Consider the following 18,537-nt stretch of genomic DNA (forward strand, 5'->3'; position numbering starts at 1 on the left):
GCATCTGCTGACAGGGATTGGAGAATCCGGCTACGGCCGGATTGCGGCACTCGCCGCCGCCGCATGCAAGAATTGCGATCAAACGATCATTCAGGGGGAAGCCGTGGCGGATTCCGTCATCGGGGGAAGGACTGCGCTGGTCACCGGGGCCTCGTCGGGGCTCGGAGCTGACTTTGCCCGGGAACTGGCAAGCCGCGGCTGCCGTCTGGTGGTCGTGGCCCGCCGCGAGGACCGCCTCAAGCAATTGCAGCAGGAACTCAAGGCCGCCCATGGCACCGAGGTGACCGTGGTGACCCTGGACCTTTCACAGGCGGATGCGCCTCGTGCCCTGCACGACCTGCTGAAACAGCAGAAGATCGACGTGGACATCCTGGTCAACAACGCCGGCTTCGGCCTGTTCGGCCGCGACGTGGACCTGCCTCCGCGCCGTAGTGCCGAGATGCTGCAACTGGACGTCGTGGCCCTGACCCAGCTCACCCAGTTGTTCGCGCGGGACATGGTCAAGCGCGGTGACGGCTATATCCTGCAGGTCGCCTCCACCGGCGCCTTCCAGCCCTCGCCCAGCTATGCCGCCTACGGTGCCGCCAAGGCCTATGTACTCAACTACGGCCACGCCCTCAATTTCGAACTGCGCGGCAGCGGCGTGTCCTGCAGCGTGATCTGCCCCGGCGTTACCGCCACCGAGTTCCTGGATGTGTCAGGCCAGCAACGCAACTGGTTCCACAACGCCACGATGATGAGCAGCACGGCCGTCGCGCAGGCCGGCATCCGGGCCATGCTGGCCCGGCGCTATCTGGTGGTGCCGGGCTGGTTCAACGCCCTGTCGGCCTTCTTCACGCGCCTGACGCCGCGTCCGGTGTTGGCCTGGCTGGCCGCGCATCTGATGAGGAACCCCTGATGCTGCGCCTGCCTGCACTGCCGCGCGTCTCGCCGGTGGAATTGCCGGGCAAGCTGCGGGCGCGCCTGAAGGACGGCGTTGCGCCGTCCCTGCAATCGCTGCTGGCCGACGAAGCGGAAGGGCGCGACAACCTGATCGTCCCACGGCTGATCGAAGGCCTGTCCGGACCAGCGCTGGTGGAAATCGACTGGTCCGGCTGGTACGGGCCGCCGAACCGCTTCCCCATGCTCCACACCGACGTCAGCATGGTGTCGGCGGCCTTTGCCGTGCCACTGGCCAGCCTGCGCCCGCTGCTGCCGCAGACCGCGCGCCTGACGCCGGCTCGCCTGACACCCTGGCACGGCGTCCTGCTGGTGTCGGCCTTCCACGTACACCGCGGTGGCCTGGGCCGCTACCAGGAGCTGAACATCGCCACGCCGATGCTGCTCGACACGCCCCGGCGCCTGCCGGGCTGGTCGCTGCTGCGGGAAGCGCTGCATGGCGGACGCGACCCCGCCGTGGGCCTGGTCACGCTGGCGTCCACCGTGGACCGGGCCCGCCCGCGCGACGTGGGCGTGCAGTTGTACGGACTGCCGCGCCTGCTGGCTCACGCCGAGTTCGCTTTGGGCAGCCAGACCGGCCTGGCCAGCATGGAAATCGACGGCCAACGCACGGCCGCCCTGGAGGTTTCCGCACCTCGCAGCTACCTGCAGTGGCAGATGGACCTGAGCCACAACAGCTTCTCGATCCTGCAGGGGCAACTGCTGCGCAGCCACAGCACGGTCATCGCCGAGGGCTATCGCGGCGCGCGCGGCAGCGCCAAGGTCGAGTTCGGCGAGCACCCACAATACCTGCCATTCCGTGGCCTGCCCTTGCTGGCCCGGCCGATGGAAACGCGCATCTGCGCGCGCCTCAACGCGATCCTGGGGACACCGGAGCTTCTGGGGCCGGCCTGAAGCCGGCGAATCAGTCCAGCAGGCGCTGCAGGTCAGCCGGCACCGGCCGCTCCGGCCAGTCCTGTCGCCAGGTCTGCAGCGCCCGCCGAGCCTCATCCTCCCGTCCCTCGGCCAGCATCCGGCGGATACGTTCAAGCTCTACGAGCGCGGCTCCGGGCTCGGCAGATTCGCCCTTGAGCTTCGCCGCTCCAAGGTAGTCCGCGGTCAGGGCGCGCCGGCGCATCTCCGCCGCCGGTGCCGCCTGCAACTTGGCGGGAGTGGCCTCCCGGCTTTCTTCCATCACGGGCGCGGGGGCCGGCGGCGGTGCGGCCGGAGCCGCCGCAGGCGCAGGCGCCGACGGGGCCTCGGCTTCTCCCCCGGCAGCCGCAGGCTCGTGCATGGCATCGGCGTAGCTTCCGGAGCCGGGCGCTTCGGCCGCAGCAGCTGGCGCGGCCGAAGGCTTGGCTGGCCGCTCCTCCATCCGGCGCTTCGCCTGCATGGATTGTCGCTCGGCCTCGATGGCCTGCATCCGACGCTCCTGGACCTCGTCCGCGGCCACTGGTGCGGCCGCTTCCGGCAGGACCACGGCGTCGGCCGGCGCTACGTCCGGCGCCACCATCATCGCGTCCTTGTGCGCGACCGGGTCCTGCAAGATGGTCAGCAGCGTGCTGAAGCTCAGCACCAGCACCGCCGCCAGCGCAAACGGCCAGCGCCGGTCACGGAAGCGGTCGCGCGACGGCGGCCGGGCCGCAGCGGCCTGGATTTCCTCGCGGGCCATGCCAAGGATCTTGTCGTCCAGTTCCGGCGGCGCGGACTCGCCGTGCCTGGCCTCGCGCCAAGCCCGGCTTGCGGGGCTGCGCCCCTCGAGGAAATCCTCGAGCAGCTTGTCGTCAGGTGCCTTGCGCTCAGGGCCAGACATCGCTCAGCTCCTGTCTCAGTTTGGCCAGCGCATAGCGCAGGCGGCTTTTCACCGTCTCACGCCCCACGCCGGTCGCCTGGCCGATTTCCTCCAGACTCAATCCGCCTTCTTCCCTCAACAGGAAAGCCTCGCGCTGCTCATGCGGCAACTGCGCCAGCGTATCGAGCAGACGCTGCCGCAACTGGGCATTGCGGGCGATGGCGTCCGGCGATTCGTGTTCCGGACCGGCCACGTCTTCAGCCTCTTCCAGCGGTGCCGTAGCCAGGTTGCGCAGGCGGTAGTAGTCCACCAGCCGGTTATGGGCCAGGGTGTACAGCCAGGTGGTAAAACGGGCCCGCGGCTCCCAGTTGCTGCGGCTGCGGACCACGCTGGACCAGACGTCCTGGAACATCTCGTAGCAGGCCTCGCGGTCCCCGGCCCCGCGCAGCAGATAGCGCCAGAGCGGATCCTTGTGGCGGCGATAGAGCGTCTCGAACGCGGCCATGTTTCCGTTCCGGTACTGCAGCATCAGTGCTTCGTCGCTGGGCGGGGCCGCCGTATCGGCGAACCCCGCCCCGCCCTCTGCGGCTTCCAGTCGCTACTCTCCTATCTGCACCCGCGCCTGGCCGGTGGAAAGACCCTGTGCGAGCCTGACCATCTGCAGGAACTCGCCTGCATAGCCATGACGGTCGCGCCCTCGCGCATCGCGCGCCAGCCGCTCGACCTGAGTGTAGCCGAAGCTGCCGGTGTACTGGCCGCCGCGCAGCAACTGGCCGAAGGCCGCCACCGAGGCCGACAGCCGGTACGCGTCGCTGGTGCCGTCCAGGCTGTCGCGGACATCACGGCGCAGCAGCGGACGCTCGATCAGCAGGCTGGCTGCATCCATGCCGTCCTGCGGCCGCTTGTAGCGCAGGCGCAGGAAGCCCAGTTCCTCCCCGGAGGCTTTCGCCTCGGCCCTGGCGCCGTAGCGCAGCGGTTCAATGCGCTCGCCGCCCTCGCCCGCCAGCGCGATTTCGTACAGCGCCGTCACGCGATGACCGGCGCCGATCTCCCCGGCATCGACCTTGTCGTTGGCGAAGTCCTCGCGCTTGAGCTGGCGGTTTTCATAGCCGATCAGGCGATATTCGCTGACCAGCGCCGGATTGAACTCGAGCTGGATCTTCACGTCGCGGGCGATGGTGGTCAGCGTCGCGTCGCGCTGGTCCACCAGTGCCTTCTGCGCCTCCGCCAGCGTGTCGATGTAGGCGTGGTTGCCATTGCCGGCATCGGCCAACTGCTCCATCAGCCGGTCGTTGTAGTTGCCGCCGCCGAAGCCCAGCGTGGTCAGCGCGACACCGCCCTTGCGCTTCTCCTTCACCAAGTCGATCAGCTGCTCGAAGCCGGTGGTGCCGACGTTGAAGTCCCCGTCGGTGGCCAGCAGCACGCGGTTGTTGCCGCCGGGGATGAAGGCACGCTGCGCCATCGCATAGGCCAGGCGGATGCCTTCACCGCCGTTGGTGGACCCGCCGGCTCTGAGCCGCTCGAGTGCGCTCTCGATGGTGGCGCTGTCGTTGCCCGGCGTCGGCTCCAGCACCACGCCCGAGGCGCCGGCATAGACCACCAGGCTGATGCGATCCTGCGCGCCGAGCTGCCGGGTCAGCAGCTTGAGCGAGGACTTCACCAGCGGCAGCTTGTTGGGATCCTCCATCGAGCCGGAGACATCCACCAGGAACACCAGGTTGGACGCCGGACGCGGGCCGGTAGGCTGCCAGCCGCGGATCGCCACGCGCAGCAGGCGGGTCTTCGCATTCCACGGCGTCGGGGCGATCTCGGTGTGCAGGCTGAACGGCTGGCTGCGATCCTTGGGCAGCGGATCGTCATAGTCGAAGTAGTTGACCAGTTCCTCCACGCGCACCGCGTCCTGCGGCGGCAGGCTGCCGCCGTTGAGGAAGCGCCGCACGTTGCTGTAGCTGCCGGTATCGACGTCGATGCTGAAGGTGGAGACGGGCTGCTCGGACACGAGCTTCACCGGGTTGCTCTCGACCTTGGCGTAGTTCTCGCGATCCTCCACGGGCGGCATCGGCATCGCCAGCATCGGCGCAGCCGGCGCGATGGCCATGGCCTGGCGCGTCATCTTCATCCTGGCGGCGCCCGCTCCGGCCGACTGTACCTGTGCCTTGGCGGCCGCCATGTCCTGGGCCTCCGACCGCGCCTCCATTTCCGCAGGTGGCGGCGATACCTCTCCAGTACCAATGCTCTCGTGATACCCCGAGGTATTCGTGCAGGCGGCCAGCAGTACGACGCCGGCAGTGGAAAGGGTCAGCAGCAAGGGTGGGCAACGCATCTTCAGCTCCGTTTTCAGGGGGTGTTGAACCTGTAAACGGGGCCGCCGCGAAAAAGGGGTTAACCAATTTGCCAGGACCTGAAATAAAGCCGCAGCGCGGCCGGCGGCCGGGCCACCGTACTGCGCCGCGGGGACTCCCCAGGATCGGTTCTAGATCATCGGATCGACACGGATACCCTTCTTCAGGACCAGCGCGGCATGCGTAGCCTTGGACACCTCGCCCGGCCGGCGCGCGGCGGGGCCGGCGGCTTCCACCAGCACGTAGGGACGGCCCTGGTGGATGATGTAGGCCTGGTCGCTGCGCGGCGTGCCGGCCATGCCCAGCAGGTAGTGCTGCGGCACGTGCACGCCGACCAGCGGCCGGTTGGACAGGTTCTGCAGGATGGCCGCCAGCAGCGCCGACTTGGTGTCGCAATCGCCGTAACCACGCTCCAGGGCGCGCATCGGCGGGTAGAAGCCCAGGATCTTGCGGCCGCCGTCCCAGGTGGCCGGCTGCCGGTAGACCATGCCGCTCTGCACCAGGGCGATGGCGGCCTCCATCATCCATTCCGTGTCGCGGCCCTGCTGCGCGGCCAGGCGACGCAGCGCGACCGCCACCGGCTTCACGCGGCTGCGGTTGCGCTCCACCACCCGCGGTACGTCCACGCGCAGCCGCGGTGCCTGGTCGGCACGCTCCTGGCTCAGCGTCAGCGCGTGGTCGCGGTAATAGCGCGAGGTGTGGCGGTTGAACTCTTCCTGGTTACAACCGGCGCGGGCACGGCAGGCGGCCATCAGGGCATCCAGTTCCTCCACGGAAACGCCGAACTCCTGCGCCGACTCATGGCTGCTGCGCGCCGGGAAGCGGAAAGCCAGGCTGAGCGGATCGCCGGAGAAGCTGCGGAAGCTGGCCTGCACCTCGTAGTTGCCGTCATTGCCCAGGCGCCGGCTATAGGTGGCAGCGCCCGCGCCTTCACCCACCGCGATGTTGGCGTCCTGCTCGTAGACGTAGCCATCGGAGCCCCGGGCCGTGCCGGCCAGGGAGGTGCCGGCGGCGAACAGGCCCAGGACCAACAGGCTGCGGAATGTACGAAGGCGGAAGTTCGGCGAAGTCCTGCAGATGGTGTTCATGGCGTTGGCGCGGCCCTCTGGGGTACGCCAGGTCACAAACAATCCACATGCGACGAGATTAAATATCGTCAGGGTCTGCCTGTCAGTGTTTCAACGGGCTCCCGGGCCAACCGCTGGACCAGTAAGCAGCGCCAACATGTAGGCTCAGGCTGATATTTTGTAGTCCATTGCTTACAAGAATCGGAGGGAACAGGGATTTTCCAGAAGCACCTCCCCCTGCGGACAGCATCTGCTTCCAAATTCCGGTAACACAACAGTTACAAAGTCCGCCCTAGCGCCCCGACAGGGCTGCCCCGCCGCCGGTGGTGAATCGCCGACAAGCGGTTTCGGCACTTGCTCAAGGCCTTTCAGGAACAAATCCTGCTTCTGCCGGGATTCCGTCGTCCCGGCGACAGAATCCTGGCGCAGCCCAGGCGGGATTTCCGGCGCATGCCGCCTCGGAACGGCGACAGCGCCGCCGCCGTATTCCAGGGGTTGAGGGACTGCCGGAGGTCGCGGAGGCGGCCTACATCGGTGACAGGCGCCAGCGCGAGAGCTGCCGCAGGGAGCGCTCGATATTGCCGCGCGCCAGGCGCTCGCGCCGGTCGTGGAACCACTGCGTGTGGTAGATGCGCGGCCGCGCCAGGAAACCCTGCAGGATCTGGCGGCGCACGGCCTTGAAGGTGGGCGACGGCACGTGCTTGTACTCCTCGCGCACCTGCCGCTCGTATTCGTCGAAGCGCGACGGACGTGCACCGAGGATAGCGAGGTCGATGTCCGACAGCAGTTGCTGGTCGGGGGTGACCGGCTGGCCCTCATGCCGCGTCACCATCACCAACTCGTAGATGCGCGCCACCAGGGCGTCATCCGCGCCCGCCTTGCGCAAGGCCCGCTGCGCCCATTCGGCACTGCGGATCTCGTTGTCGTGGCGCTTCACTTCGTAGATCGCGTCGTGAAACCACAACGCCAATTCCACCTCGGCCGGGCGCTCGGCCAGCTCGCGGGTCTCGGCGAACAGATCCAGGCATTCCATCAGGTGGTGCAGCGTGTGGTAGTGCCGAGCCGAGCTCGAGTAGCGCAGGCGCAGGTCGGCGTGCAGTTCCGGGTCGGCCTTCAGGCCCAGCTCCTCCCAGACCTCGGACCAGCGTGCGAGGTTGCTCACGACAGCCTCCGGGCCAGCGCCGGCAGCACGTCGATGGCACGTGCGCGCAGGCGCAGGTCCACCACGCCGGATACCTCGCTGCTGCCGGGGTTGATCTCAATGCTCGGCGCGCCCAGGCGCCGGGCCATCAGCACCGGTGCGGCGATGTACGGGAACACGCTGGTGGTTCCGATGCTGAGCACCGCATCTACGCCCTGCTCCAGCACGCCCTGCAGCCGCTCAAGCGCCGGCTCCGGCAGCATCTCACCGAACAGCACCACCCGCGGGCGCTCCACACCGCCGCAGGCACAGCGCGGCGGCAGCGTGCCGATGCCCGACAGGTCGGAAACCTCGCGCGTGGTACCGCACCGGACGCAGTACAGCTCGCGCAGGTTGCCGTGGATCTCGATGACATCGACCGAGCCCGCATCGACATGGAAGCCGTCGATGTTCTGCGTCAGCACGGTCACCCCGGGGAAGATTTGCTGCATTGCAACAAGCGCTTCGTGGGCCGCGTTGTGGCGTGCGCCACGGCAACTGCGCTCGATCTGGTGAATGTACTTCCAGCAGATTTCGGGGCGCCGCCGGAACATGTCGCCGGACAGGGCCTGCTCGATCGGCAGGCCGTCCTCGGTGCCGGCATCGTCGTACAGCCCACCCACGCCGCGGTAGGTCGGCAGGCCTGAGTCGGCCGAAATGCCCGCCCCGGTGATGGCCAGGACGCGCCGGGCGCCGCGCAGCAGGGCGGCGGCGCGATCAAGGTCCTGCTCGGCGATGGGAATTGCGGCGGCCACAGGCAAAGAATAGCGGAATCGTTCAGAATTTCTTGAGACATACCATAAACATAACCCTTTACTCCCGACAGGTCCCATGCCCCGCAAGCCCGCCCACGAACAGTTCGACACGCTGAAGGTCATCGGCGACTGTGCCTTTGAACTGTTCGGCCGCTATGGCTACGAGGGGGTGTCGATCGGCGACATCGCGGCCTCCGCCAAGCTCAGCAAGGGAGCCCTTTACTGGCACTTCCAGGGCAAGGAGGCGCTGTACCTGGACTGCCTCAAGCGCCTGCACACGATCTTCGACAGCTACATCTTCGACGTGATGCGCGCCGAGCCCGATCCGGTCAAGGCCGTGGTGGCTCTGTTTGGCGGCCTGTCGCGGCTGCTGCAGGACCCGCGCATCGAAAAAGGCATCGGCGGCTACTGGCTGATCCCCGACACGCCGGAGACCGTGCATATCCTGACGGCTCAGCGCAGCTTCGAGGCGGCCGCCATCGAGGTGCTGCACGACGCCCTCAAGCGCGGCCAGCAGCAGGGCAGCATGGACCTGGGCGGCGACCTGGACGACATGGCGCGCGCCATCATCTCACTGGTGGAGGCCTGCGTGCTGCCGCTGCGCCACCTGACGCGTGACGAGGTCAACCGCCAGCTCCGCGTGCTGGCGCGCACCTTGTTCCGCGCGTATGCCAAGTCGCCGGACGCGGTGAAGCTGGTGGACCAGCTGGCCTGAGCCCGGGTCTTTATGCGGCCTTGATGTCCAGGCCGCCGTTCTTCACCCCCAATTTATGCCGCTGTCCCTACCTTTTGCGCCGGGGCGATCCGCCCCGTCACAGGTAACTGCACATGGACAGCGCGCTCTGCGTCGGCATCGACATCCAGCCGCATGAGGTGAAGGTCGACGTTCGCCGCGAGGGCCGGCAACTCGCCCGCCTCGCCTTCCGCAACGATCACGCCGGTCTCGCCGCTCTCTCCGAATTCCTCTCCGCCTGGCAGGGCCCGGTGCGCCTGGCCATTGCCGCCATCGGAGCCGGCGCCATCGCCGCGGGGCTGGTGCTGGGCGCTGCCCCTGGCCGCCAGGTCTACCTGGTGGCCCAGGCCTCCGAGCCGGCCGCCCTGGCGCGGCAGGCCGAGCGCTTCATCTGAGCGCTGGCCGGGACCGGCGGATCTTTATCTTTCCTTTATGTCTGGGCCGCCGGCCCTTCCTCGAATTCCTACGCCCCGGGCGCGCCTAATGGCCGCGCCGCAATCATCGCGGTCCAGGAGCTTCACGATGGGTGACTTCATCTTTCTCGGACTCGGCGTGCTGGGCTTCGCACTGCTGGTCCTCTATGCCAAGGGCGCGGGGAAACTCTGACCATGGCCTTCGACTACCTGCTGGGTGGCGGCATCGCCCTGGGCACGCTGATCTACCTCGTCTACGCGCTGATCCGCGCGGAACGTTTCTGAATCCGGGAGCCTTTCCATGACAGCCAACGGCTGGCTGCAGATCCTCGTCTTCTGCGGCATCGCCATCCTGCTGGTCCGCCCGCTGGGCGGCCACATCCTTCGCGTAGTCGAAGGCCAACGACACGGCTTGTCGCGGGTATTCGGCCCCGTGGAGCGCCTGTTCTACCGGGCGGCCGGGGTCGATCCGGTGGGCGAGCAGTCCTGGCGCGGCTACGCGCTGGCGATGCTGGCCTTCAACTTCGCCGGCTTCGTGCTGCTCTATGCCCTGCTGCGCACGCAGCAATGGCTGCCCCTGAATCCCCAGGGCCTGCCGGCCCTGAGCCCGCACCTGGCGTTCAACACCGCCATCAGCTTCGTCACCAACACCAACTGGCAGTCCTACGGTGGCGAAACCACCATGAGCTACTTCAGCCAGATGGTCGGCCTGACGGTGCAGAACTTCGTCTCCGCCGCCACCGGCATCGCGCTGGCCGTCGCGCTCATCCGCGGCTTCGCCCGCCGCCAGGCCCAGGCACTGGGCAACTTCTGGGCCGACCTGACGCGCGTCACGCTCTACATCCTGCTGCCGCTGTGCCTGCCGTATGCGCTGTTCCTGGTCTGGCAGGGCGTGCCGCAGAACCTGCTGCCCTACACCGAGGCGACGACACTGGAAGGCGCGAAGCAGCTGATCGCGCAGGGCCCCATCGCCTCGCAGGAGGCGATCAAGATGCTGGGCACCAACGGCGGCGGCTTCATGAACGCCAACTCCGCACATCCGTTCGAGAATCCGACCGCGCTGAGCAACATGGTGCAGATGCTGTCGATCTTCGCCATCGGCGCTGCCTTGACCAATGTCTTCGGGCGCATGGTCGACGACGAGAAGGAGGGCTGGGCCATCTTCGGCGCCATGGGCCTGCTGTTCCTGCTCGGGGTCGGTGTCGCCTACTGGGCCGAGACCTCTGCCAACCCGCTGCTGCAGTCCGCCGGCGTGGACACCAACCTGGAAGGCAAGGAAGTCCGCTTCGGCGTGCCTGCCTCCATCCTGTTCGCGATCATCACCACCGCCGCCTCCTGCGGCGCGGTGAACGCCATGCATGACAGCCTGATGCCGCTGGCCGGCATGATCCCGATGATCAACATGCAGCTCGGCGAGGTCGTCATTGGCGGCGTCGGCGCCGGCCTCTACGGCATGCTGCTGTTCGTGATCCTGGCGGTGTTCATCGCCGGACTGATGGTCGGCCGCACGCCGGAATACCTGGGCAAGAAGATCGAGGCCCGCGAGGTCAAGCTCACGGTGCTGGCGATCCTCGCCGCGCCCCTGTGCATCCTCGGATTCACCTCCCTGGCGGGGGTGCTCGACGTCGGCCTGGTCGGCCTGCAGGACAAGGGCCCGCACGGCTTCGGCGAGATACTCTATGCCTACACCTCGGCGGCCGCCAACAACGGCAGCGCCTTTGCCGGCCTGACCGCGAACTCGCCGTTCTACAACACCACCCTGGGCATCTCCATGCTGCTGGGCCGCTTCGCCATCATCATCCCGATGCTGGCCATCGCCGGATCCCTGGCCGCCAAGAACACCGTGGCGCCCTCGCCCGGCACCTTCCCCACCAACAACGGCCTGTTCGTGGCGCTGCTGGTTGGCGTGGTGCTGATCGTCGGCGGACTGACCTTCTTCCCCGCCCTGGCGCTGGGCCCCATCGCCGAGCACTTCGCGCTGCTGCAGGGCAGCCGCTACTAAAGGCTTGATCCATGACGCTGAAAAACAAATCCCTGTTCGACCGCGCCCTGCTGGCGCTGGCTGCCAAGGACGCCTTGCGCAAGCTGGCCCCCGGCAAGCTGGCGCGCAACCCGGTGATCTTCATCACAGCCCTGGTCGCGGCCCTGTCCACCGTACTGTTCCTGCGCGACGCCCTCACCGGTGCCGGCGGCCTGCTGTTCTCCGGACAGGTGATCGTCTGGCTGTGGTTCACCGTGCTGTTCGCCAACTTCGCCGAGGCGATCGCCGAGGGTCGCGGCAAGGCCCAGGCGGCGGAACTGCGCAAGACCCGCACCCAGACCGTGGCCAATCGCCTGCGCGATGGCCAGGTCGAGACGGTCAATGCCACCGAACTGCGCGTGGGTGACCGCGTTCGCGTCAGCGCCGGCGAGATCATTCCCGGTGACGGAGACGTGGTGGTCGGCGTGGCCACGGTCGACGAGTCGGCCATCACCGGCGAATCCGCCCCGGTGATCCGCGAGGCCGGCGGCGACCGCTCCGCCGTCACCGGCGGCACGCGCGTACTGTCCGACACCATCGAGCTGCGCATCACCGCCGCCAGCGGCTCCAGCTTCCTGGATCGCATGATCTCGCTGGTGGAAGGTGCCGCGCGCCAGAAGACTCCCAACGAGATCGCCCTGAACGTGCTGCTGGCGGGCATGAGCCTGATCTTCGTGCTGGCCGTGGCCACCATCCCGGGCTTTGCAGCCTACGCAGGCGGCGATGTCTCGGTGATGGTGCTGGCGGCATTGTTCGTCACGCTGATCCCCACCACCATCGGCGCGCTGCTGTCGGCCATCGGCATCGCCGGCATGAACCGCCTGGTGCGCTTCAATGTGCTGGCCATGTCCGGCCGCGCGGTGGAGGCGGCGGGTGACGTCGATACCCTGCTTCTGGACAAGACCGGCACCATCACGCTCGGCAACCGCCAGGCCACCGCCTTCCATCCGCTGCCCGGCGTCTACGAGCACGAGATGGTGGACGCGGCACAACTCTCCAGCCTCCCCGACGAAACGCCGGAGGGTCGCAGCATCGTGATCCTGGCCAAGCAGAAGCATGGCCTGCGCGGCCGCGAGATGTCGCCCCTGCACGCGAAGTTCATCCCCTTCACCGCGCAGACGCGCATGTCCGGCGTAAATGTCGATGGCCATGAAATCAGGAAAGGCGCCGTCGATGCCGTGCAGGACTACGTGAAGTCGCATCCGGCGGGGCACGCCATCCCCACGGAGCTGGACGAGATCGCCGCGCGCATCGCCAAGACCGGCGGCACGCCGCTGGCGGTGGCGCGCAACGGTCGCGTGCTGGGCGTGGTGCAGCTCAAGGACATCGTCAAGGGGGGCATCCGCGAGCGCTTCGCCGAGCTGCGCGAGATGGGCATCCGCACGGTGATGATCACCGGCGACAACCCGATGACCGCCGCGGCCATCGCGGCCGAGGCCGGCGTCGACGACTTCCTGGCCCAGGCCACGCCCGAGAAGAAGCTGGAGCTGATCCGCGCCGAGCAGGCCAAGGGCAAGCTGGTAGCCATGTGCGGCGACGGCACCAACGACGCCCCCGCCCTGGCCCAGGCCGACGTCGGCGTGGCCATGCAGACCGGCACCGCTGCGGCGCGCGAGGCCGGCAACATGGTGGACCTGGACTCGGACCCGACTAAGCTGATCGAGATCGTTGGCATCGGCAAGCAGATGCTGATGACCCGCGGCGCGCTGACCACCTTCAGCATCGCCAACGACGTGGCCAAGTACTTCGCCATCATCCCGGCGCTGTTCATCGCCTTCTACCCGCAACTGGGCGCGTTGAACGTCATGGGCCTGGCCTCGCCGCAGTCGGCGATCCTGTCGGCCATCATCTTCAACGCGCTGATCATCCTGGCGCTGATCCCGCTGGCGCTGCGCGGCGTGGCCTACAAGCCGGCCCCGGCCGCACGCCTGCTGTCCCGCAACCTGGCGATCTATGGCCTCGGCGGCCTGGTCGTCCCCTTCATCGGCATCAAGCTGATCGACCTGCTGGTCGCGGCTGCCGGCCTGGCCTGAGGAGCCTCGATCATGCGCGTTCATGTACTGACCGATACTCCGCCCGAACCGGGCGTACTGCGCCCGGCCCTCGTGCTGCTCCTGCTGATGACGCTGTTGCTGGGGCTGATCTACCCGCTGGCTGTGTCCGGCATCGGGCAACTGCTCTTCCCTCAGCAGGCCGGCGGCAGCCTGATGCAGCGCGACGGCCGGGTGGTCGGCTCCGCGCTGCTGGGCCAGGTATTCAAGGGGCCGCAGTACTTCCAGGGACGCCCTTCGGGTGCCGGCTCGAGTGGCTACGACGCCGCCTCGTCCAGCGGATCCAACTACGGCCCCACGTCCAAGGCGCTGATGGAGCGCATCGCCGGTGACGCGGAGCGCCTGTCCCAGGATCAGCCTGGGCAAGCCATTCCGGCCGACCTGCTGACCGCCTCCGGTAGTGGCCTGGACCCGCACATCAGCCCGGCCGCGGCGGAGTACCAGGTGGCGCGCATCGCCGCCAGCCGCGGCCTGCCGGCGGACCGGGTGCGGCTTCTGGTCCGGGAACACACCCAGGGCCGGGCCTTGGGCTTCCTGGGCGAGCCGGCAGTGAACGTGCTGACCCTGAACCTGGCCCTGGACGCTGCAGGCCGCAAGGACGCGACCGGCAGCCCCTGAGCCCTTCTGGCCGGCTGCAGCGCGCCCGTTCCGTGGGTGCGCCGCTTTTGTTGGCGGAGTGCATAGAATGAGCCGATGACCAGCACCGTCCCCACCGAGCCGCACCGCCCCTCGCCGGAGGTGCTGCTGGAGCGCGCGCAACGCGAGCAGCGCGGCAAGCTGAAGGTCTTCCTCGGTGCCGCGCCGGGCGTGGGCAAGACCTACGAAATGCTGTCGTCCGCGCGCAAGAAGCAGCGCGACGGCATCGACGTGGTGATCGGCATCGTCGAGACTCATGGCCGGCGGGAGACCCTGGCGCTGGTGGAGGGCCTGCCCCTGGTCCCGCGCCGCCGGGTGCCCTACGAGGGACGCGAGCTGGAGGAGATGGATCTCGACGCCATCCTCGCGCGCCGGCCACAGCTGGTGCTGGTGGACGAGCTGGCGCATACCAACGCGCCGGGCAGCCGGCACCCCAAGCGCTATCTCGACGTGCAGGAGCTGCTGACCGCCGGCATCGACGTCTGGTCCACCCTCAATATCCAGCACCTGGAAAGCCTCAACGACGTCGTCGCCAGCATCACCCGGGTGCGCGTGCGCGAGACCGTGCCGGACGCGATCCTCGACCTGGCCGACGAACTCGAGGTCATCGACATCACGCCGGCGGAGCTGATCGAGCGTCTGCGCGAGGGCAAGGTCTACCAGGGCGATGCCGGCGAGCGGGCGCTGCAGGGCTACTTCAACACCGGCAACCTCACCGCATTGCGCGAGCTGGCACTGCGCCGCACCGCCGAGCAGGTGGACGGGCAGTTGCGCCAGCATCGCCGTACCCATGGCATCGAGGAGGTCTGGCCGGCCGGCGACCGCGTGCTGGTCTGCGTCAACGAATCCCCCGGCTCGCAGGCGCTGGTGCGCCACGCCAAGCGCCTCGCTGACCGCCTGGATGCCCCCTGGACAGCGCTGTACCTGGAGACCGCGCGCAGCCTGCAGCTGGACGAGGCGCAACGCGACCAGGTGGCCGAAAACCTGCGCCTGGCCGAGCGTCTCGACGGCAATGCCCTGTCGATCGCCGGCAGCAGCGATATCGCCGGCGACCTGCTGGCCTATGCGCGCGAGCACAACATCACGCACATCGTCAGCGGCAAGTCGCGGCGCAGCCGCTGGTTCGAACTGCTGCACGGCTCGGTGGTGGACCAGTTGGTGCGGCGCGCGCGCAACATCTCGATCCACGTGGTGGCGGACCCGCAGGCGGACAGCCGTCGCCCCGCGCGCCATCGCGGCGGCACCGAGGGGTGGAACCTGCAGGCGCTGTTGCCGGTGAGCCTGCTGGTGGCGGCGGCAACGGCCCTGGGCTGGTCGCTGCATGCCGTGACGCAGGTGCACAACGTGGCCCTGATCTTCCTGGCGGCAGTGATGCTCAGCGCCACCCGCTACGGCATGGTGCCCAGCCTCTACGCGGCCCTGGCCAGTTCCGCCGCCTACAACTTCTTCTTCCTGGGGCCGCGCTACACCTTCACGGTCGGCGATCCGGCCAACGTGCTGTCTCTGGTGTTCTTCATCGCGGTATCGGTGGTGGTGAGCCAGCTCATGGCACGGCTGCGCCAGCAGGGCCTGGCGACCCGCGAGCAGGCCTACGACAACGCCGAGCTGCTCAACTTCACGCGCCGCCTGGCCGGCCTGCGCAAGCTGGAGGACCTGCTGGCGGTCACCTCCGGCCAGGTCGCTCGCATCCTGGACCTGCAAGGCCTGCTGCTGCTGCCGGACGAGGACGGCAAGCGCCTGCGCGCCGAAGGCGGCCTGGACGACAAGGACCTGGCGGCGGCGCAGTGGTGCTTCGAGAAGGGCGAGGCCACCGGCCATGGTGCCGATACCCTGCCCGGCGCCAGCCGCCTGTGGCTGCCGCTGCGCACGCCCTCCGGCATCGTCGGCGTGCTGGGTGCACAGCGCGACGGCGGCAGCACCCTGCTGCAGCCCTCGGAGCGCCGCATGCTCGACACCATCGCGGACCTGGCAGCCATCACGGTGGAGCGTATCCGCCTGGCCAGGCAGATCGACCAGGCACGCATGCTGGCGGAGACCGAGCAGCTGCGCTCGGCGCTGCTGACCTCCATCTCGCACGACCTGCGTACGCCGCTGGCCAGCATCATGGGCTCCATTTCCTCGTTGCGCTCCTACGGTGCGATGTACGACGAGGCACAGCGCGAGGAACTGCTGACCACCGCCCAGGACGAGACCGAGCGCATGCACCGCTTCGTCGGCAACCTTCTGGACATGACGCGGCTCGACGCCGGCGCCCTGCAGCCGCGGCGCGAAAGCTGCGACCTGCAGGAGATCGTCGGCTCGGCCCTGCAGCGCACGGCGCGCCTGCTGGAGCGGCACACGGTCACCACCGCCTATGCGCCGGACCTGCCGATGCTGACGCTGGATTTCGTGCTGATGGAGCAGGTACTGGTGAACCTGCTGGAGAACGCCGGCAAGTACGCGCCCGAGGGCTCGCGCATCGAGATCTCCGCGCAGAGGCACCGCTACGCCGTGTCGGTGGAGGTGCGCGACGAGGGCACGGGCATCCCGGAGGCCGACCTGCAGCGCATCTTCGACCCCTTCTTTCGCATCCGCGGCGGCGACCGCCAGCGCGCCGGCATCGGCCTGGGCCTGGCGGTCTGCCGCGGCTTCGTCGACGCCATGGGCGGGCGCATTCGCGCACGCAACCGGCGCGAGCGCAGCGGCAGCGTGTTCGAGATCGAGCTGCCATCCTCGCTGTTCGTGACACCGACGGAGACCTTGTGATGGATGCCGGCAAGATCCTGGTGGTGGACGACGAGGTGCCGATCCGGCGCCTGCTGCGCACCACGCTCGGCGCGCATCGCTTCGAGGTGCTGGAAGCCGGCAACGCCGCGCACGCGCTGCAGGCAGTGCGCGAGCAGCGGCCCGACCTGGTGCTGCTGGACCTGGGCCTGCCCGACCGCGATGGCCTGGACCTGCTGCGCGATATCCGCGGCCTGTCGCCGGTACCGGTGATCGTGCTCAGCAGCCGCGACGGCGAGACCGGCAAGGTTCAGGCGCTGGATGAAGGCGCCGACGACTACGTCACCAAGCCCTTCGGGGCCAAGGAGCTGATGGCGCGCATCCGTGCCGCGCTGCGCCATCGCCTGCAGCAGCAGGGTGCCCGGCCGGTCTACCGCAACGGCCGCCTGGCGGTGGACCTGGTGCGGCGCCAGGTGCTGCTGGACGGAGCGGAGCTGCATCTGTCGCCCAAGGAATACGAGATCCTGCAGCAGCTGGTCCTGCACGCCGGCAAAGTGTTGACTCATCGCCACCTGCTGCGGGCCGTCTGGGGCAGCGAGCTGGAGGCCGACGTGCAGTACCTGAGGGTGTACATCCGCCAGCTGCGCGCCAAGCTGGAGCCCGATCCGGAGCGCCCCAGCTTGATCGTGACCGAGCCGGGCGTCGGCTATCGCCTCCGGGAATCGCAATAAGGACAGGTCGCAAAGCTTGCTAAGCTTGGGAAATCCGCTCAGCCGCACCCAAGCCCGACCCCCGACCCACCCCAGATGATCCTCCGTCGCTTCCCGACGCTGCTGCTGCTGTCCTGCCTGAGCCTTTCCGCCTGCGACAAGGCCCAGGGGGGAAAGCAGGGCGCCGCCAAGGCCGCCAAGCCACCCGTGGCCGTGGAATCCGCAGCCGTGACCACAGCAACGCTGTCGCAGGAAATCGTGGCCGTGGGCAGCGTCCGCTCCGACGAGTCGGTGACGCTGAGCCCCGAGATCGCCGGCAGGATTTCCCGAGTCGGCTTCGAGGAGGGCCGGCCGGTCACCCGCGGCCAGGTCCTGTTCGAATTGGATGCCGCCGTGCACCGCGCCCAGGTCGGCCAGGCCACTGCCGAGTACACGCTGGCGCAGCGCAACTACCAGCGTGGCCTGGAACTGTTCGAGCGCAAGCTGATCAGCCAGCAGGAACGTGACACCCTGGCCTCGGCCCAGGAGGCCGCCGCGGCCAGCCTGGCGCTGGCCCAGGCCCAGCTCGCCAAGACCCTCATCACCGCCCCCTTCTCCGGCGTTGCCGGCCTGCGCCAGGTCAGCCCCGGCGATTACGTGAATCCCGGACAGGCCCTGGTCAACCTGGAGGCCATGTCCAGCGTCAAGATCGATTTCCGCGTGCCGGAGCTGGCCTTGCCGCAACTGTCCACGGGGCAGCCTCTCGATATCGAGTTCGACGCCTGGCCCGGAGAGCGCTTCCGCGGCGAGGTCTATGCCATCGAGCCGCGTGTCGCCGACACCACGCGCTCGGTGGGCCTGCGTGCAAGGCTGGCCAATGCCGAAGGACGCCTGCGACCGGGCCTGTTCGCCCGCATCCGGTTGCAGACCGGAGCCCGCGAGCAGGTGATCGTGGTGCCGGAACAGGCCGTGTTCCCCCGCGGCGAGCAGCAGTTCGTCTACGTCATCGCGGATGGGCTTGCCCGGGAGCGCGAGATCAAGCTGGGCCAGCGTCAGGCCGGCCGTGCCGAGGTCACCTCCGGGCTGAAGGCCGGCGAAACCATCGTCACCTCGGGTCTGCAGAAGGTCTCCAACGGGGCCAGCGTGGTGTCCGCCCGCCAGGACCAGGCCTCGCCGCCGCCCTGAAGCAGGCCCGGCGCTTGAGCCTGCCCGCCTCCGTGACCACAATAAGATCCTGA

General features: G+C 68.4%; 17 protein-coding genes. 11 read left to right on the top strand and 6 right to left on the bottom strand.

The annotated features are described in order from the left end of the window. The first annotated feature begins 103 nt into the window (after positions 1-103). Both QT386_RS15805 and QT386_RS15810 read left to right on the top strand, forming a co-directional pair. Positions 104-898 (top strand): SDR family oxidoreductase, encoded by a 795-nt coding sequence (locus QT386_RS15805; protein WP_289274705.1) that lies wholly within the window; start codon positions 104-106, stop codon positions 896-898. Further along, positions 898-1,833, top strand: coding sequence for a hypothetical protein (locus tag QT386_RS15810; RefSeq protein WP_289274706.1), 936 nt, complete (start codon positions 898-900; stop codon positions 1,831-1,833). The genes QT386_RS15805 and QT386_RS15810 overlap by 1 nt, the downstream gene beginning before the upstream one ends. Before the next feature lie 10 nt (positions 1,834-1,843). Here QT386_RS15810 and QT386_RS15815 read toward each other — a convergent pair whose 3' ends face one another. The 6 genes from QT386_RS15815 to QT386_RS15840 form a co-directional block, all read right to left on the bottom strand. Further along, positions 1,844-2,731 (bottom strand): hypothetical protein, encoded by an 888-nt coding sequence (locus tag QT386_RS15815; protein ID WP_289274707.1) that lies wholly within the window; start codon positions 2,729-2,731, stop codon positions 1,844-1,846. Beyond that, complete coding sequence (locus QT386_RS15820; protein ID WP_289274708.1) at positions 2,718-3,215, bottom strand: sigma-70 family RNA polymerase sigma factor; 498 nt, start codon at positions 3,213-3,215, stop codon at positions 2,718-2,720. The genes QT386_RS15815 and QT386_RS15820 overlap by 14 nt, the downstream gene beginning before the upstream one ends. Before the next feature lie 93 nt (positions 3,216-3,308). Continuing rightward, positions 3,309-5,033, bottom strand: a complete 1,725-nt coding sequence (locus tag QT386_RS15825; RefSeq protein ID WP_289274709.1) for a VWA domain-containing protein — start codon at positions 5,031-5,033, stop codon at positions 3,309-3,311. Positions 5,034-5,183: 150 nt separating this feature from the next. Then, the gene (locus QT386_RS15830) at positions 5,184-6,176 is read right to left on the bottom strand and encodes a hypothetical protein (RefSeq protein ID WP_289274710.1); all 993 of its coding nucleotides are present in this window, start codon (positions 6,174-6,176) and stop codon (positions 5,184-5,186) included. Positions 6,177-6,645: 469 nt separating this feature from the next. Beyond that, entirely contained in the window at positions 6,646-7,281 is a 636-nt protein-coding gene (locus tag QT386_RS15835; protein WP_289274711.1) for a hypothetical protein, read from the bottom strand. Then, positions 7,278-8,054, bottom strand: coding sequence for an NAD-dependent deacylase (locus tag QT386_RS15840; RefSeq protein WP_289274712.1), 777 nt, complete (start codon positions 8,052-8,054; stop codon positions 7,278-7,280). Before QT386_RS15840 ends, QT386_RS15835 begins: the two co-directional genes overlap by 4 nt. 76 nt (positions 8,055-8,130) lie before the next feature. Here QT386_RS15840 and QT386_RS15845 point away from each other — a divergent pair, with 76 nt between their 5' ends. The 9 genes from QT386_RS15845 to QT386_RS15885 all read left to right on the top strand — a co-directional run bounded on the left by QT386_RS15845 (position 8,131) and on the right by QT386_RS15885 (position 18,484). Beyond that, entirely contained in the window at positions 8,131-8,769 is a 639-nt protein-coding gene (locus QT386_RS15845; RefSeq protein WP_289274713.1) for a TetR/AcrR family transcriptional regulator, read from the top strand. Positions 8,770-8,882: 113 nt separating this feature from the next. After that, a complete protein-coding gene (locus tag QT386_RS15850; RefSeq protein WP_289274714.1) occupies positions 8,883-9,182 on the top strand; it encodes a hypothetical protein in 300 nt (99 codons plus the stop codon). A 213-nt stretch (positions 9,183-9,395) separates the two neighbouring features. After that, positions 9,396-9,485: a K(+)-transporting ATPase subunit F gene (gene kdpF, locus QT386_RS15855; protein ID WP_289274715.1), complete on the top strand. Its 90-nt coding sequence runs from the start codon at positions 9,396-9,398 to the stop codon at positions 9,483-9,485. A 16-nt stretch (positions 9,486-9,501) separates the two neighbouring features. Beyond that, the gene (gene kdpA, locus QT386_RS15860; RefSeq protein WP_289274716.1) at positions 9,502-11,202 is read left to right on the top strand and encodes a potassium-transporting ATPase subunit KdpA; all 1,701 of its coding nucleotides are present in this window, start codon (positions 9,502-9,504) and stop codon (positions 11,200-11,202) included. An 11-nt stretch (positions 11,203-11,213) separates the two neighbouring features. Then, entirely contained in the window at positions 11,214-13,253 is a 2,040-nt protein-coding gene (kdpB, locus tag QT386_RS15865; protein WP_289274717.1) for a potassium-transporting ATPase subunit KdpB, read from the top strand. 12 nt (positions 13,254-13,265) lie between these two features. After that, positions 13,266-13,889, top strand: a complete 624-nt coding sequence (gene kdpC / locus QT386_RS15870; protein ID WP_289274718.1) for a potassium-transporting ATPase subunit KdpC — start codon at positions 13,266-13,268, stop codon at positions 13,887-13,889. Between the two features lie 75 nt (positions 13,890-13,964). Beyond that, positions 13,965-16,652, top strand: coding sequence for a sensor histidine kinase KdpD (locus tag QT386_RS15875; RefSeq protein ID WP_289274719.1), 2,688 nt, complete (start codon positions 13,965-13,967; stop codon positions 16,650-16,652). After that, entirely contained in the window at positions 16,652-17,341 is a 690-nt protein-coding gene (locus QT386_RS15880; protein WP_289274720.1) for a response regulator, read from the top strand. Before QT386_RS15875 ends, QT386_RS15880 begins: the two co-directional genes overlap by 1 nt. A 75-nt stretch (positions 17,342-17,416) precedes the next feature. Further along, a complete protein-coding gene (locus QT386_RS15885) occupies positions 17,417-18,484 on the top strand; it encodes an efflux RND transporter periplasmic adaptor subunit (protein WP_289274721.1) in 1,068 nt (355 codons plus the stop codon). The last annotated feature ends 53 nt before the right edge of the window (positions 18,485-18,537 follow it).

The organism is Solimonas sp. SE-A11 (assembly GCF_030345715.1).
GTDB lineage: Bacteria > Pseudomonadota > Gammaproteobacteria > Nevskiales > Nevskiaceae > Solimonas_A.